The organism is Microlunatus sp. GCM10028923 (assembly GCF_042666975.1).
GTDB lineage: Bacteria > Actinomycetota > Actinomycetes > Propionibacteriales > Propionibacteriaceae > Microlunatus.
In genome coordinates this window covers 583,468-599,742 of record NZ_JBHTFF010000002.1, presented here as the reverse complement: position 1 = coordinate 599,742, position 16,275 = coordinate 583,468, and the positions used below count along the sequence as shown (strand labels likewise).

14 protein-coding genes are annotated in these 16,275 nt (G+C 69.2%); 7 read left to right on the top strand and 7 right to left on the bottom strand.

The window, feature by feature from the left end:
- The first annotated feature begins 1 nt into the window (after position 1).
- Positions 2–1,288 (top strand): sensor histidine kinase, encoded by a 1,287-nt coding sequence (locus ACFQU4_RS07025; RefSeq protein ID WP_377488644.1) that lies wholly within the window; start codon positions 2–4, stop codon positions 1,286–1,288.
- On the opposite strand, the gene ACFQU4_RS07020 is transcribed toward ACFQU4_RS07025, so the two are convergent.
- From ACFQU4_RS07020 to ACFQU4_RS07010, 3 genes are read right to left on the bottom strand one after another with little or no spacing between them, the layout of a single operon-like run.
- Complete coding sequence (locus ACFQU4_RS07020; protein ID WP_377488805.1) at positions 1,289–2,185, bottom strand: sugar ABC transporter permease; 897 nt, start codon at positions 2,183–2,185, stop codon at positions 1,289–1,291.
- A complete protein-coding gene (locus ACFQU4_RS07015; RefSeq protein WP_377488641.1) occupies positions 2,182–3,717 on the bottom strand; it encodes an ABC transporter permease subunit in 1,536 nt (511 codons plus the stop codon). Before ACFQU4_RS07015 ends, ACFQU4_RS07020 begins: the two co-directional genes overlap by 4 nt.
- A complete protein-coding gene (locus ACFQU4_RS07010; protein ID WP_377488638.1) occupies positions 3,717–4,976 on the bottom strand; it encodes an extracellular solute-binding protein in 1,260 nt (419 codons plus the stop codon). The genes ACFQU4_RS07015 and ACFQU4_RS07010 overlap by 1 nt, the downstream gene beginning before the upstream one ends.
- A 197-nt stretch (positions 4,977–5,173) precedes the next feature.
- Between ACFQU4_RS07010 and ACFQU4_RS07005 the strand changes: the two genes are divergently transcribed.
- A complete protein-coding gene (locus ACFQU4_RS07005; RefSeq protein ID WP_377488635.1) occupies positions 5,174–6,046 on the top strand; it encodes a phosphotransferase family protein in 873 nt (290 codons plus the stop codon).
- Between the two features lie 5 nt (positions 6,047–6,051).
- Here ACFQU4_RS07005 and ACFQU4_RS07000 read toward each other — a convergent pair whose 3' ends face one another.
- The 4 genes from ACFQU4_RS07000 to ACFQU4_RS06985 are packed head-to-tail and all read right to left on the bottom strand — an operon-like array spanning position 6,052 to position 10,355.
- The gene (locus ACFQU4_RS07000; protein ID WP_377488632.1) at positions 6,052–6,747 is read right to left on the bottom strand and encodes a cache domain-containing protein; all 696 of its coding nucleotides are present in this window, start codon (positions 6,745–6,747) and stop codon (positions 6,052–6,054) included.
- A gap of 21 nt (positions 6,748–6,768) precedes the next feature.
- Positions 6,769–7,530 (bottom strand): GntR family transcriptional regulator, encoded by a 762-nt coding sequence (locus ACFQU4_RS06995; protein ID WP_377488629.1) that lies wholly within the window; start codon positions 7,528–7,530, stop codon positions 6,769–6,771.
- Between the two features lie 48 nt (positions 7,531–7,578).
- The gene (gene gabT, locus ACFQU4_RS06990; protein ID WP_377488626.1) at positions 7,579–8,916 is read right to left on the bottom strand and encodes a 4-aminobutyrate--2-oxoglutarate transaminase; all 1,338 of its coding nucleotides are present in this window, start codon (positions 8,914–8,916) and stop codon (positions 7,579–7,581) included.
- A complete protein-coding gene (locus ACFQU4_RS06985) occupies positions 8,913–10,355 on the bottom strand; it encodes an NAD-dependent succinate-semialdehyde dehydrogenase (RefSeq protein ID WP_377488623.1) in 1,443 nt (480 codons plus the stop codon). Before ACFQU4_RS06985 ends, gabT begins: the two co-directional genes overlap by 4 nt.
- 102 nt (positions 10,356–10,457) lie before the next feature.
- Here ACFQU4_RS06985 and ACFQU4_RS06980 point away from each other — a divergent pair, with 102 nt between their 5' ends.
- Genes ACFQU4_RS06980 through ACFQU4_RS06960 form a run of 5 tightly spaced genes read left to right on the top strand, consistent with a single transcriptional unit; the run spans position 10,458 to position 16,260 of the window.
- Positions 10,458–11,873, top strand: coding sequence for a (Fe-S)-binding protein (locus ACFQU4_RS06980; RefSeq protein ID WP_377488620.1), 1,416 nt, complete (start codon positions 10,458–10,460; stop codon positions 11,871–11,873).
- Between the two features lie 2 nt (positions 11,874–11,875).
- Positions 11,876–13,429 carry an FAD-binding oxidoreductase gene (locus ACFQU4_RS06975; RefSeq protein WP_377488616.1) on the top strand — a complete coding sequence of 518 codons (1,554 nt, stop codon included), beginning with the start codon at positions 11,876–11,878 and terminating at the stop codon, positions 13,427–13,429.
- 2 nt (positions 13,430–13,431) lie between these two features.
- Positions 13,432–13,725 carry a hypothetical protein gene (locus tag ACFQU4_RS06970; protein WP_377488613.1) on the top strand — a complete coding sequence of 98 codons (294 nt, stop codon included), beginning with the start codon at positions 13,432–13,434 and terminating at the stop codon, positions 13,723–13,725.
- Positions 13,706–15,217 (top strand): APC family permease, encoded by a 1,512-nt coding sequence (locus tag ACFQU4_RS06965; protein WP_377488610.1) that lies wholly within the window; start codon positions 13,706–13,708, stop codon positions 15,215–15,217. The genes ACFQU4_RS06970 and ACFQU4_RS06965 overlap by 20 nt, the downstream gene beginning before the upstream one ends.
- Positions 15,214–16,260, top strand: coding sequence for an LLM class flavin-dependent oxidoreductase (locus ACFQU4_RS06960; RefSeq protein WP_377488607.1), 1,047 nt, complete (start codon positions 15,214–15,216; stop codon positions 16,258–16,260). Before ACFQU4_RS06965 ends, ACFQU4_RS06960 begins: the two co-directional genes overlap by 4 nt.
- The last annotated feature ends 15 nt before the right edge of the window (positions 16,261–16,275 follow it).

Sequence of the window (16,275 nt, the reverse complement as noted above, 5' to 3'; positions counted from 1 at the left end):
CGTGGCCGATCAGCTCGCCGCGCCGCGCACCCCGGCCGGACGGTTGCTGCGCCGGGTCTGGCTGCGGCTGCCGGACGGGGTGCGCACGATCCGGGTCCGGCTCACGCTGACGTACTCCGCGCTGTTGTTCGGGATCACCGCGTTGATCTTGGTCTGCCTCTATGTCGCCCTGTCCCAGACCATCGTCGCCGAGCCGCTGGATCCGGTGACGGTCAAGCGGTTCGAGAAGAACTCCGACGGCACGATCGTGTACCGGCCCGGCGAGCAGTTCCAGGCCGCCGACCTGGCCAGCGTGCAGAAGGCGGTCAACTTCGCCGTGCTGCAGACGGTCCGGGACTACTCCGTGCTGGCGCTGGTGATCATGTTCGTACTCAGTCTGGTGATCGGTTGGTGGGTGGCCGGCCGGGCCCTGCGCCCGGTGAAGCGGATCACGACGACGACCCGGGAGATCACCGCGACCGACCTGTCCCGGCGGATCGGAGCCAGCGGACCGCCGGACGAGTTGCGTACGCTCGCCGACACGATCGACGACATGCTGAACCGGCTGGACACCGCGTTCCGGGCCGAGCGCACCCTGGTCGAGGACGTCTCGCACGAGCTGCGCAACCCGGTCGCCGTGGTCCAGGCGAACGTCGAAGCCGTGCTGGGCAACGAATCCGCGACCCTGCAGGAGCGTCGCGAGGCGACCGCCGTGGTGACCCACGCGACGGCACGGATGACCCGGCTGCTGGAGGATCTGCTGGCCACCGCCCGGAAGCGCTCGGCCGCCTTCGTGGACCGGGAACTTGATCTTGCCCGGCTGGGCGGGAGCGTCGCCGACGCGTACCGGCTGGTGGCCGGGGAACGCTCGATCCGTCTTGATCTTCGAGGCCACGACGGCCCCGTCGTGTACGGCGACTCGGAGTCCCTGGAACGGGCCGTGTCGAACCTGCTCTCCAACGCGGTCCGGCTGGCCCCGGAAGGCAGCACGATCATGATCGCGACCGGCAGCCGGGACGGTTGGGCCTGGATCGCCGTCCGCGACGAGGGCCCCGGCATCGCCGCCGAGGAACAGGACCGGGTCTTCGACCGGTTCCACCGGGGCAGCGATCCGTCCACCCGCTCCACTCCCGGCTCCGGGCTCGGGCTGGCCATCGCGCGGCAGATCGCGGAGAGCCACGAGGGCCGGCTGGTGCTCTTCAGCGAACCGGGGGTCGGCAGCACCTTCGTACTCTGGCTGCCCGACCGCTCCCTCGCCCCGGACCGGACCGCCGTCCCGCCCGAGAGCGATCCCCTGCTGGGCCGGTGATCAACCCTTGACCGCGCCGGCGGTCAGCCCGGACACGATGTAGCGCTGCAGCACCAGGAAGAGCACCACGACCGGGATCGCGGTGATCACGGCGCCGGCGGCGAACAGGCCCCAGCGGGCCGAGTTCTGCTCGGAGACGAACTGGAACAGGCCGACGGCGACGGTCCACTTGCTCTCGTCGGTGAGGATGATGCCGGCCAGCAGGTAGTCGGAGAAGGTGCCGATGAAGCCGAGCAGCCCGACCACGGCGAGGATCGGCGCGACCAGCCGCAGGATGATCACGAAGAAGATCTGCAGGTGGCTCGCGCCGTCCACCTTGGCCGCCTCGTCCAGTTCCTTCGGTACGGTGTTGAAGAAGCCGTACATCAGGAAGGTGTTCATCCCGAGCGCCCCGCCGAGATAGACCATGATCAACGCGATCCGGCTGTTCAGGCCGAGCAGCGGATGCAGGTCGCCGAGCGCCGTGAGCAGCAGGAAGATCGCCACGAAGGTCAGCAGCTGCGGGAACATCTGCACGATCAGCAGCGTCATCAGGCCCGCCCGGCGGCCACTGAACCGGAACCGCGAGAAGGCGTACGCGGCCGCGGCACCCATCAGCACCGAGCCGACACTGGTCACCGCGCCGATCCAGAGGCTGTTCCCGATCCAGGACCAGAACTGGGTCTCGTTCAGGGCCTGGAAGTTGATCAACGAGAAGGAGCTGAACAGCCGGCTGCTGCCGACCAGGCTGCCGGTCGCGTTCAGCGACGCGGAGATCACGAACACCACCGGGAAGATCGCGTAGCCGATCACGATCACGCCGATGATGTGCCGCCAGCCGATCTCCCGCCACCAGCGGACTCCGGACAGCCGGTCGCCCTTCGACGAGCTCAGGGAACGTCTGGTCTCGATCATCAGTTGATCTCCTCCAGGCGCCGGGTCTGCCGGAAGCTGATCAAGGAGATCGCCCCGACGATCAGGAAGATGATGATCGAGAGCGCGCTGGCCAGGCCGTACTGCCGGGTGCCGCCCTGCCCGGCCAGGCCGGAGATCTGGTACACCATCGAGATCAGGATGTCGGTCTGGCCGACCGCGACCGGTGCTCCGGGGTACGGCGGCCCGCCCCGGGTCAGCAGGTAGATGATGTTGAAGTTGTTGAAGTTGAACGCGAACGACGCGATCAGCAGCGGAGCCACCGAGACCAGCAGCAGCGGCAGCGTGACCAACCGCCAGATCTGGAACGAGGAAGCGCCGTCGATCCGCGCCGATTCGATCAGCTCCGCCGGGATCGACTGCAGGGCACCGGTGCAGATCAGGAACATGTACGGAAAGCCGAGCCACAGGTTCACCAGCACCACCGAGAGCTTGGCCAGCCAGGGATCGGTCAGCCACGGGATCGACGCACCGCCGAAGAAGGTCTGGTTGATGAAGCCGAAGTCGGTGTTGAGCATGCCGGACCAGAGCAGCGCCGACATGAAGGCCGGGAACGCGTACGGGACGATGAAGAAGGACCGGTAGAGGCGCTGCCCCCGGACCCGGCGGTCGTTCATGGTGATCGCCAGGGCAAGCCCAACCAGGAACGTGGTCACCACGGACAAGATCGAGAACACCACGGTCCAGAGCAGGACCTGCCCCATGATCGTCGAGTAGCGAGTGTCGGTGAACGGCCGGGTGAAGTTCTCGGTGCCGACCGGGACGGCCCAGCCGGTGCCCAGCTCGGTGCCGTCGGCGGCGGCGAAACTGCCCCGGTCGTTCGGCCGGTAGACGGCGCCGGACTCGGTGTCGGTGAGCGTGTCGGCCGCCGGATCGTAGATCAGGAACGACTGGTAGAGATAGGCGTGCGACCCGTCGGTGGTCCGGTAGGCACCGTCCTCCGCGTCGGCCGAGGCCGGCACCCGGAGGGCGTTGATCTGGTCCTGGATCGGCAGCAGGTCGGTCAGGGTCAGCACCTGCCAGCCGGGCACGGCGGTGATCTTGGAACCGGTGATCGTCGCCGCCGGCTCGGGGCGCAGCGGCAGGCCGGCGGTGCCGAGCCGTACCTGGCCGTCGATGATCACCGCGAGCCCGTACTCGCTCGGATTCTGGAGGTTGCGGACCACCGACGCCGGCAGCTGCGCCGAGCCCGCCACCCGCTTCTCGTTCTGCGCCAGCAGGGAGTCGATCGCCTCCGCCTTGGTGACCAGGTGACCGTCGCCGTAGTTGGTGAAGGCGACATAGCCGGTGTAGCCCATGCTGAACACCTGGAAGACCAGCAGGAAGATCAACCCGGGCAGCAGGTAGCGCAGCGGCAGCGCCCGGCGGGCGAAGTAGACGATGTCCGCGATGATCACCAGCACGGCGCAGACACCGGCGATCACGAGATGATCGGTGGCGATCGCCCGGGCGACCAGATAGATGCCGAACGCGTTCACCAGCGCGATCAGCAGCAGCTTGATCAGGAACCCTGGCATCAGCCGGCCTTCTTGATCGCCGCCTCGATGTTCTTGGCCATGGTCGACCAGGTCTTCTCCGGATCGGCGCCGCCGACGATCGCGGCCTCGGCACCGCCCCAGAACGTCCACACCTGGGCCATTGGGGGGATCGACGGCATCGGCAGGCCGTCCCGGCCGGCGTCCGCGTACCCCTGCACCATCGGGTTGCCGGTCACCGTCGCGTCCGCCGCGGCCTCGGCCAGGGCCGGCACCCGGTCGCCCTGCTCGAACAGCTTGAGCTGGACCTCCTTGGTGCCCAGGTAGTTGACCAGGAACTCGGTGGCCAGCAGCGCGTTCTTGCTCCGCGCGGACAGGATGAAGCCCTGCACCCCGACGAACGGCCGGGCCGGCTGACCGCCCGCGGACGGGATCGGCAGCACGGTCACGTCCAGTTTCTTCTTCTCGAAGTCCGGGGTGTTCCACGGCCCGGTGATGAAGAACGGCGAGTTCTGGTTGAGGAACTGCTCCTTGGCGATGTCGCCGGTCAGCGACGTGTCCAGGACCTTGTTCCCCTTCTTTCCTTGGCTTCCCAGCCAGGTGGCGAACTTCAGCCCGGCCTCGTCGCCGATGGTCAGGGTGTCGGAGAAGGTCCCGTCGTCGTTCATCTTGAACACCGTGTTCCCGAACGAGGACTGCACCGGGAACGTGTGGTACGGATCGCCGCCCTCCCCCACCCCGAGCAGCAGCGGGTACTTCTTCCCGGCCTCCTTGCCGGCCGTGATCAAATCCTCCCAGGTCTGCGGGATCTCCTTGCTCAGCGCGTTGTTGCGGACCAGCCCGATGTTCTCGATCGAGTACGGCAGCCCGTAGCACTGGCCGTCCTGGCTGAACGCCGACACCGCCAGCGGGGTCAGCTGATTGGCAAGATCACCGAGCTCGATCGGCGCCACCACGCCCGACTTGATGAAGTTGCCGATCCCGTCGTGCGGCGTGACCGCGATGTCCGGGCCCTTCCCGGACGGCACCTGGGTGGAGAACTGCGGGCCGATGTCGGCGAAGTTCTTGGTCACCACCTCGATCGTGACGCCGGGATTGTCGGTGGAGAACTGCTTGCCGATCTCCTTCACCGCCGGCGCCCGCGACCCGTCCACCCAGACGACCAGCTTCGCGCTCTGAGCCGCCGGCGTCGAGGGCGCGGAGCTCGGCGCCTGGCTGCTGCTGGTACCGGTGGGCGTGCCGGTGCTGCAGGCCGCCAGCGGTGCGGCGAGCGCGAGACCGACGAAGCTGCGTCGCTTCATGAGGGGCTCCTCGGGATGGCCGCACCACCAGGGTGCGGACGGGTTCGGACCGTCCCTGGTCCACGCAGGACCCTATGGCCTGGCGCCGCTCAGCGGGAGGGGCGACGCGAAATCGATATCAAGGCGTCGCACTGCGGCCCACTGCAGGACCGAAATCCGGTTGATGCCGCGGCTCGAGCCGGGAAGACTCGTCGACCATGATCACCGACATCGCGGCCGAGATCCTGCGTCAGGAGTACGGGCTTCGCGGCCCGGTCACGGTGCACGAGACCTGGGGTGCGTCGGTCGTCGTGGAGCGGGACGGCCTGTTCCTCAAGGCCAACGGTGATCGCAGCACGGTCGCCGAGGCCGTCATCGCCCGGCGGGTCCGGGCCGCCGGGGTGCCGGCGCCGGAGATCCTGGGCGAGGGCGTGGACGATCGGCTGCCCGGCGGCACCTGGCTGGTGATGCGGCGGCTGCCCGGGATCGGCTTCGACGCCAGCAACGCGTCATCGGAGCGGCTGGACGCCGTCGTCGGCCAGGTCGCCCGGCTGTTGTCGATCTTGGCGACCGTCAGCGCACCCGGTTGGGGATGGGTCGGCGACGACGGCCGGGGTACGTCCTCGTCCTGGCGCGGGTGGCTGCGGCAGCAGGTGACCGAGCGTGCGAACAAACTCGGCGACCGGCTGTCCGATGACTTCGTACCGATCGCCCACGCGGCGATCGACGATGCCGTGCCGGACCGGTTGGCTGGCAGCATCCTGAACGGCGACCTCGGCCTGTCCCACGTCCTCGTCGACCCGGCCACCGGAGCCGTCACCGGCCTGCTCGACTGGGCCGCGGCGATCATCGGCGACCCGCTGTTCGACGTTGCGACGTTCTCGATGGGCGGCCCGGCCGACGACCCGATCCACGCCGTCCTGCAGCCCCGGCTGCTGGCCGCCTATCCGGGCGAAGTCGATCATCGGCCGGTCCGGCTCTACCGGATGATCAACCACCTCTCCAACGCCTGCTGGAGCGTCGACAACGACGTCCCGTCCTGGACGCCGGCGCTGTGTCGCGCAGCCGAGGACCTGGCGTCGAGCGTGTGAGTGGCTCAGCCGATCAGCAGGGCGAGGGAGCCGCAGGAGTGCCGGACGGCAGCGTCGGCGCCGGCCCGGCTGACCGGGTCGCCGGCGGCGAGGTTGGGGTCGGTGGAGACGATGATCCGGTCCGCGCTGTTGATCAAGGTCGCGCGGTCGTCGATCTCCTGGCGCAGCCGCGGCACCAGGTGCCGCTCAACGCTGTCGACCAGCAGGTCGAGGGCGGCGACGCCGACGAACCGGCCGCGGATGCTGACCGGGGTGGCGATCGTCATCGTGTACTCGTCGCTGCACAGGTAGTCGACGCTCGGGCCGCTGAGATGGGCCTTGCCGGTCATCATCGGCACCCGATACCACTCGAACTCGCTGTAGTCGAGGTGCTCCTTGTTGATGATCGACCAGGCGAGGGAGAGTTGCTCGCGGTCCGGGCCCTGCCACCAGGACAGGTGGCCGCGGGCATCCCGGAGCAGGCCGATCGCGGCGATGAAGCCGGCGCCGTACACCGGGATCCGGGTCTCGCTGAGGGTCTGGGCCGCGTACGGGCGGACCAGCTCGTCCAGCCGGGCCGAGGTCAGCCGGGTGGCGTCGGGGACCGCCGCCAGGTCGCCGGCCAGGTCGGGTTTCCAACTCTCCAGGACATCGAAGGCGGTGTCGAAGAAGTCACAGACCAGGCGCGCTGCGGCGGGCCGGCGCTGCGTACGATTCCCCACGGTACGACTCCCCTTCCATGATCACGGCTGTGTGACCACTTGCTGTAGATCTTGCTGGATCTCGATCAGATTGACCAGGTCTGCCTCGGTCGCGGCGGCGAACCGGTCGGCCGCGGCCCGTGCCTCGCCACGCTCGACGGCCGTCAGCACCCGCCGGAACGCCGTCTCCCTGGCCTTGCGGCGTTCCCCGTCGATCAAGGCCAGCAGCGGCGAGAACTCGGCCTGCAGGCGCATCTGCTCGCGGGTCAGTCGGGCCGACTGGCCGAGCGCGGTCAGTTCCAGCACCGCCTCGTCCAGGTGCCGCGACCATTCATGATCATCGTGGGCGGTCGCGCCGGCGAGCCGGCGCCGGATCGCGTCCACCTCTTCGGCCCGGGCCCGGCGAGCGGCGAGCGCGACACACGCCGAACCGATCGCGGCGTAGTGCTGGCCCAGGTCGCGCAGCGCGAGCCGGGTCAGCCCACGCAGCCGGTCCCGGGCGAAGACGACCGGATCGGCCGCCTCGGTGAGGAAGCTGCCGCCGGACCGGCCGCGCTTCGTCGTGATCAGGCCGCGATCCCGCAGCAATCCCAAGGCTTCCCGTACGGTGACCGGCGAGACCCGCAGCACCCGGGCCAACTCGGACTCCGACGGCAGTCGTTCCCCGGTCCGCAGCACACCTCCGGTCACGGCCTGGATCAGCCGCTGCTCCACCTGCTCGACCCTGCCCTCGTCGCCGACCGGCAACAGAATGGCGCTGCGCATCCGGGACGGCACCAGGCCGCGCGCATGCGTCGTGCTCACCGCGCCATTCTCCACCACGGCGGGACGCCCTATCCGTCCTAGACCGATCTAGACCGACCGGACGGCGTCCCGGAGAACCCCGAGCCCCTCGCGCAGCAGGTCGTCCGGGATGGCCAGCGGTGGCAGCAACCTGATCACATTCCCGTACGTTCCGCAGGTCAGCAGCACCACACCCTGAGCATGCACCGCGGCCGTGATCCGGGTGGTCAGCGCCGGGTCCGGCCGGCCGTCCTGGTCGACGAACTCGATCCCGATCATGGCCCCGCGGCCCCGGACCTCGCCCACGCGCGGGTCGTCTCGGAGTGCGGACAGCTCGTCGAGGATGATCGCCTCGACCGCGCGAGCCCGGCCGGCCAGGTCCTGTTCGGTGTACGTCCGCAGCGCCGCCAGGGCCGCCGCGCAGGCCACCGGGCTGCCGCCGTAGGTCCCGCCCAGCCCGCCGGCGTGCGCCGCCGCCATGATCTCGGCCCGCCCGGTGACCGCGGACAACGGCAGCCCGCCCGCGATCCCCTTGGCCGTCGTGATCAGGTCCGGCACGACGTCCTCGTGCTCGCAGGCGAACAGGTCGCCGGTCCGGGCGAAGCCGGTCTGGATCTCGTCGGCGATGAAGACGACGCCGTGCTGCTTCGCCCAGGAAGCCAACGTGGCCAGGAATCCCGGCGCCGGCACCACGAACCCGCCCTCGCCCTGGATCGGCTCGATGATCATGGCCGCGAGGTTGTCCGCGCCGACCTGTTTCTCGATCTGACCGAGCGCCCGAGCGGCCGCCTCCGGACCGGTGAGACCGTCCCGGAACGGGTACGAGGCCGGGGCCCGGTAGACCTCCGGCGCGAACGGCCCGAAGCCGTCCTTGTACGGCATCACCTTCGCGGTCAGCGCCATGGTCAGGTTGGTCCGGCCGTGATAGCCGTGATCGAAGGCGACCACGGCCGGCCGCCGGGTGTGCCGCCGAGCGATCTTGATCGCGTTCTCCACCGCCTCGGCCCCGGAGTTGAACAGGGCCGTGGTCTTGACATGATCACCGGGCGTCAGCCGGTTGAGTTCCTCGGCCACCTCGACGTACGAGGCGTACCCGGTGATCATGAAGCAGGTGTGGGTGAAGCGGGACACCTGGTCGGTGACCGCCGCCACCACGGCCGGTGCGGCGTTGCCGATCGTCGTCACCGCGATGCCGGAGCCGAGATCGATCAGGACGTTGTCGTCGACGTCGACGAGCACGCCACCGCCGGCCGCGGCGACGAAGATCGGCAGGCTGAGCCCGACTCCCGGCGCCACCGCCGCTTCCTTGCGTTCCAGCAGGGCCCGGGACTTCGGGCCGGGCAGGTCGGTCCGGAGCTCCCGGCGCTGCGGCAGGGTGGGGCCGCCGAGCAGCGGGGTGGTGGTCATGAGCTTGGCCCTTCGACAGGCTCCGGGCTCGTGGGGGAATCGGGCTCGGGGCTCGTGGAGGCCGGGACCACTCTGATCAACTTCTTGTTGACGAACTCGCCGATGCCGAGCCGGCCCAGCTCACGGCCGAACCCGGATCGCTTGACGCCGCCGAAGCTCAGCTCCGCGCTGTCCGCCCCGACCACGTTGACGAAGACCATGCCCGCCTGCAGCCGGTCGGCCACCCGGAGCGCCTGCGCCTCGTCGCTGGAGTAGACGTAGGAGCCGAGGCCGTACGGGGTGCCGTTGGCGATCTCCACGGCCTCGTCCTCCGAGGCGGCCCGGTAGACCGACGCGACCGGCCCGAAGAACTCCTCGGTGAACGCCTCCGCCTCCGGCGTGATCTTGGTCAGCACCGTCGGCGGGAAGAAGTTCCCGTCCCGCTCGCCGCCGGACACCAGCTCGGCGCCCTGCTCGACGGCCCGGGCCACCTGGTGCTGCAACCGCTCGGTGGCCGAGGCCGAGGAGAGCGGGCCGAGCGCCGTCCTGGGGTCGGCCGGGTCGCCGGGCCGGACCGCGGTGAACCGTTCGGTGAACTTCGCCAGGAACGCGTCGTACAGCGGATCGAGCACGATGAACCGCTTGGCGGCGTTGCAGGACTGGCCGTTGTTCTCCAGTCGCGCGTCGACCGCGGCCTGCACCGCCGCATCAAGATCATCGGTGGACAGCAGCAGGAACGGGTCCGAGCCGCCCAGCTCCAGCACCACCTTCTTCAGGTGCTGCCCGGCGGTCGCGGCGACGGCCGAGCCGGCCCGCGCCGAGCCGGTGACCGAGACCCCCTCCACCCGCGGATCCGCGATCACGGTGGCCACCTGGTCGTTGCTGGCCAGGATGCTGACATAGCCGCCCCGGGGCAGCCCGGCATCGTCGAACAGCTGCTGCAGGGCCGCCGCCGACTCCGGGCACTGCGGCGCGTGCTTGAGCAGGATCGTGTTGCCTGCAACGAGATTCGGGCCGGCGAACCTGGCCACCTGGTAGTACGGGAAGTTCCACGGCATGATCCCCAGCAGCACGCCGACCGAGGAGTAGCGGACCAGCGCCGAGCCGTCACCGTCCAGCAGCTCGATCGGCTCGTCGGCGAGGAACTTCTCCCCGTGGTCGGCGTAGTAGCGGTAGATCGCGGCACAGAAGTCGACCTCGCCGAGCGCCTGCTCGACCGGCTTGCCCATCTCCCGCACGATGATCGCCGCCAGCTGCTCCCGGCGTTCCTCGTGCAGGTCCGCGACCCGGCCGATCACCGCCGCCCGCTCGGCCACCGGCGTTCCCGACCAGGAACGGTGCGCCGCGGCCGCGGCGTCGATCGCGCCCCGCAGGTCCGCGTCGGAGATGGTCGGATAGTCGGCGAGCCGCTCACCCGTCGCCGGATTCACGACCGCATAAAGGGATTCGGCATCAGACATGTGTCCTCCTCGGCTCCGCGCCCTTGAGAGTCCGTTAATCCTATGATCTTATATGTTTTAGCGGAACCCCGTGGTACACGTCACAGTCGACGAGGAGGCCTCGTGACCCAGACCGAACCAACCCCGATGCCCCCGGAGACCCCGGTGCGCGACGACGCCCTGGCCCGGCCGTTCACGCCGGGAGCACCGACGAACGATGCGGGCCTGGCCGATTTCCCCGAGACGCTGGCCCGCCCGGACCCCGTTCCGCTGCCCGATCCGACCACCCGAGAATTTGTCGAGCAGTGGCGCAACGCGTCGTACAACTGCTACTCGTCGGGCCACAAGTTCTGCCGCGAGGTCTGCCCAGTGATGCAGGTGACCCGGAACGAGTCCTGGACCCCGACCGCCTTCCACGCCAACGTGATCGCGCTCGAGCAGGGGCAGCTGGACGTCGCCGACATCGCGGCCGACTACGTGAACTGCACCCAGTGCGGGGCCTGCGAGCTGCGCTGCCCGAACACCTTGTTCACCGGGGACTTCTACCGGTTCCGGACCCGCACCGTCGACGTGGTCAAGGCGGTCCGGGCGCTCGCCGTCGACCAGGGCATCCACCAACCCGGCTGGCAGACCTGGAACGCGCGGACCAACACCCAGACCCACGAGCCGGTGCTCGGCGAGGTCGACGTCAGCCAGGAGACGGTGCGCGACTGGGCCGACGGACTGGAACTGCCGATCGGCGGCGAGACCGTGCTCTTCGTCGACTGCGAGGCCGCGTTCTACCGCACCTCGGTGCCGCGCGCGGTGGCCCAGTTGTTGATCAAGGCCGGGTACGAGTTCGGGCTGATGGGCGAGCAGTGGTGCTGCGGCGGACCCGCCGCGGAGATGGGGTACGTGGACCAGGCGAAACGGTTCGCCCAGCACAACCTGGACAACTGGCACGCCACCGGGACCAAGCGGGTGCTGGTGCTCGACCCGCACGACTACATCACCTTCACCGAGGACTATCCCAAGTATTTCGGGGATGCGTACGACATCGAGGTGGTGCTGGTGGTCGAACTGCTGGCCGAGTTGATCAAGAACGGCCGGCTCACCCCGACGGTCCCGGTCGAGCGGACGATCACGTACCACGATCCGTGCCGGCTGAACAAGCGCAAGGGGATCTGGCAGGAGCCCAGGGAGATCCTGCGCTCGATCCCCGGCCTGACGTTCAACGACGTGGACCGGGTCACCCAGTGGTCGTACTGCTCCGGCGGCGGTGGCGGCCTGCCGGTGGAGAAGCCGGAACTGACCGCCGCGATCAGCGAACGCCGGCTGATCAAGGCCGCCGAGACCGGGGCCGACCTGCTGGTCAGCGCATGCCCCTGGTCGGAGCGGCCGCTGTCCGCGGCCGGCGACGCCAAGGACATCGACGTGATCGACATCCACGAGCTGCTCGCGGAATCGGTCGGGATCGAGGTCGGCGGCAGCCGCGGTGAGGTCGGCGACCGGCGGGCCGGCGGTTGTGGCGGCGGCAGCTGCGGCTGCGGGAAGGAGTGATCATGACCGTCGTCACCGAGCGTCCGGGTCAAGATCAACTCGACCAGGTGGTGCAGCGGTTGCGGGCGGTGCTGGCCGAGGACCAGATCCTGACCGGCCGCACCGACCGCTACAACCGGGCCCGGGTGCCGGCGCCGTTCCCGGTGCACCGGTGGGCCGAACGGGTGCCCGACCTCGCCGTCCTGCCGACCTCGACCGAGCAGGTCGCCCAGGTGATCACGATCGCCAACGAACTGCGGGTGCCGATCGTGCCGCGGGACGGCGGCACCGGGCTGACCGACGGGGCCGTCCCGTTGCGCGGCGGCATCGTGCTCGACGTGAAGCGGATGAACGAGATCCACGAACTGGATCTGGAGAACCGCACGGTCACGGTCGGCACCGGGATCAACATGCTCAAGCTCAACGAGGAACTCGGCCGGCACGGGTTGATCTACCCCGACGATCCCGCCTCCTATCCGTGCTCACTGGTCGGCGGCCGGATCGGCACCTCGGGCTGGTCCCTGATCGGCGCCCGCTACGGGCACACCCGGGATCTGGTGCTCTCGTTCGATCATGTGCTGCCGACCGGCGAGGTGCTGCACGTCGGCGACGGGTTCGGCCACAAGATCTCCAAGTCATCGTCGGGCTACCAGCTGAAGCACCTGTTCATGGGGCATCAGGGCACCCTCGGCGTGGCCACCCGGGCGACGTTGAAGCTCTACCCGAAGCCGGAGGCGGAGCTGTCCCCGTTCTGGGCCTTCGACAACTACGACGACGCGTACCGCTGCGTCGGGGCCCTGGCCCGCGCCGGGGTCGCCACGTTCGCCGGCGCGGTGCTGTTCGACGAGTGGAAGGTGGCGTACCTGCGGCGGGACGACGAGGCCTACATCCCGCAGCCGAACGACGTCCGGGCCCTGGTCTGCGCCGTGATGTACGGCTACGAGGATGAGGTCCGGCCGGCCGGGCGGCGGCTGTTCAAGATCGCCAAGGAGCACGGCGCCCGCTACCTCGGGGACGAGATCTCCGAGGGCGACTGGGCGGCCCGCCATGATCGCTACGCGACCCCGCTGCACGGCCGGACCCGGACCGGGCAGGTGGTGCCGATGAGCTGGCACTGCGAGGACGCCGCGATCAACTACACCCGGCTGCCGGCGGTGACGAAGGCCTGGCACGCGATCGTCGCCGAACTGCGGCGCAAGACCGACGTGTTCGACGACTGGGGCATGTTCGCCTACACCTCCGCCGACACCGGCGTCGACTACCTGACCGAGATCGACATCGGCATCTGGGAGCAGCAACTGGGCGACGCCGCCTGGGCCGAGTGGGTCAAGACGAAACGGCAGATCGCCGCCGTCGCGCTGGCCAACGAGGGGTCGATCAGCGCCTGCCACGGGTCCTGCCGGGAGGGCGAGGTGGACCTGGTGCCGGACGAACTCGGCCGCGGCTACCAAGTGATGCTCGACCTGAAGCGGACCCTCGACCCGAACAACATCATGAACCCGGGCAAGTACCTGCTGGACGCGGCCTACGCCGGCGATCCGCTGGCCGCCCTGGACGCGCTGAGAGGGCGTGGTTGATCATGGCTCGACTCGATCCCCGAGAACTCGGCTATCGCTACGCCGAACAGACCTCGCCACCGCCGGCCGAGCGGGTCAGCGAGGTGGCCGTCACCACCCATCCGCACCTGTACGAGGTCGACCCGCGCCTGATGGAGCGTTGGGTGCTGCAGCAGGCCTTCCCCAACTGGGATTCGCTACGGATCATGAACGCTCGCCATGATCATCTGGACTGGATGCACCGGCACTTCGCCGAACGTGTGATCACCGGTTCCGAGCTGCTGGCCGAGGTGGACGATGACCACCCGCACCGATGACGACGATGCCCAGCTGGCAGCGTTGGGCTACCGGTCGGAGTTCAAGCGGGACATGAGCCCGTGGGCGAACTTCGCCCTCGGCTTCACCTACCTGTCCCCGGTGGTCGGCATCTACACCCTGTTCGCGGTGTCGCTGGCCACCGGCGGTCCGCCGATGTTCTGGTCACTGGTGATCGTCGGGCTCGGTCAGCTGCTGGTCGCCCTGGTGTTCGGCGAGATCGTCTCGCAGTATCCGGTGGCGGGCGGCATCTACCCGTGGGCGCGCCGGCTCTGGGGCCGCAAGTGGGCCTGGATGACCGGCTGGGTCTACCTGTTCGCTCTGCTGGCGACGATCGCCGGCGTTGCGTACGGGGCCGGGCCGTATCTCGGAGCGTTGTTCAGCTTCGAGGCCGGGACCGGCACCACGGTGCTCTGTGCCTTGATCTTGATCGCCTTGGCGCTGGTGATCAATCTCGGCGGCACCAAGTGGCTGGCGTACGCGGCGATCATCGGCTTCGTCGCCGAGCTGCTCGGCGCGCTCGTGGTCGGTGGCTGGCTGTTGATCAGCCAGCGGCACCACGGGCTGGAGGTCCTGTTCGACTCGTTCGGTACCGGCTCGGGAGGCTCCTACGTCGGGGCGTTCCTGGCGGCCGGGCTGATCGGCATCTTCCAGTACTACGGCTTCGAGGCCTGTGGCGACGTCGCCGAGGAGGTGCCCGACCCGACCCGGCGGATCCCCAAGGCGATGCGGATGACGATCTACGTCGGCGGCGCCGCGGCGATGTTCGTCTGCCTGTCCCTGATCCTGGCCGTGCAGGACTACGCGGCCGTGATCGGCGGCACCGACCCCGATCCGATCGGCACCATCCTGACCACCGCCTTCGGCCCGGTCGGCAGCAAGATCGTGCTCGCGGTGGTGTTGATCTCGTTCCTGTCCTGCACGCTGAGCCTGATGGCCGCGGCGTCCCGGCTGATGTACTCCTACGCCCGTGACGACATGATCGTCGGCTCCCGGGCGCTTCGCATCGTGCTGCCGAAGCGGCACGTGCCGCCGTACGCGATGCTGGTGGCGGCCGCGGTGCCGGCGTTGATCATCCTGGTCTCGATCGCCTCCGCCGAGGCCCTGACCAAGATCATCTCGTTCGCCACGCTGGGCATCTATCTGGGCTTCCACATGGTCGTCCTGGCCGCCCTGCGGGCCCGGCTCAAGGGCTGGCGGCCGGCCGGTGCGTTCCGGCTCGGCTCCTGGGGCCTGCCGGTGACCATCGGCGCGCTCACGTACGGGGTGCTGGCCATGATCAACATCGCCTGGCCGCGGACCCCCGACGCGCCCTGGTACGACAACTGGATCGTCGTCCTCGGCGCCGTGATCGTGGTCGGCCTCGGGGCGGTCTACCTGTTCGCCGGGCGTCCGTACCGGAGCGGCAGCACGCCCTACGGCGACGCGATCACCGACTCGCCCCTGTTCCCGCAACCCGCACCACCCGTGAACGATCAGGAGGTCACCCGATGAAGTTCAGTTACGTCACCCTGCCCGACTACCCGGTCGCCGAATCGCTCGAGTCGATCAAGCTCGCCGACGAGCTCGGCTTCCACGCGGTCTATGCCGCCGACGAGACCTGGCACAAGGACCTGTGGTTGATCTTCGCCGCTGCCGCGGACAAGACGACGCAGATCAGGATGGGTCCGAGCGTGTCGACCGTCGCCCTGCGCGAACCGACCCTGATCGCCCAGGCCGCGGCGACCCTGGACGAGCTCACCGGCGGCCGCGCCGAGGTGGTGCTGTCGTCCGGCAACTTCGGCCTGTTGGCGCAGTACGGCATCGACTGGTCGACCCAGAAGCCGCTGTCGAGGACCAAGGAGGGCGCGCACGTGGTGCGGACCCTGCTGGACGACGGGGCGATCACCTTCGACGGCGACTTCTACCACTACCACGGACTGTTCTCGTTCGCCCGGCCGGTGCAAGATCATCTTCCGGTGAAGCTGGGCGCGATGCGCGGTCCGAAGTCGTTCCAGGTCGCCGCGGAGTTCAGCGACGGCTGCCATCACGCGCTGAGCTACACCCGCGAGGCGTACGAGTACATGTACGAGAACATGAAGATCGGCGCCGACCGGGCCGGCAAGGACGTCGACAGCCTCGACATCGGCGCCTGGGTGGTGTTCGCGACCGGCGAGGACTCCGCGATCGCGAAGGACGCCGCCCGGTCCATGGTCGGTCTGTACGCGTCGGCGATGCCGGCCGAGCAGCTGCAGCGGAACGGGATCGCGCCGGAGGCGATGGCGCCGATCATCGAGAAGCTCGGCGCGGGCGACCTGGCCGGGTCGATCGAGGCCACCACGCCCGAGATCGGTGACACGCTGTCGGTCGCCGGGACACCGGAGGAATGCGTCGCCAAGCTCAAGGACATCGCCGCCGCCGGCGTGAACCACATGATCCTGGCGATCACCGACGCCACCCTGGTGAAGACGTTCATGGGCCGCGACATCGAGGGGGTCGCCGACGTGAACACCCAGCTCCGGCTGATCCACGACAAGATCATGCCCGAGTTCGCGTGAGGGAGGATCGGGAGC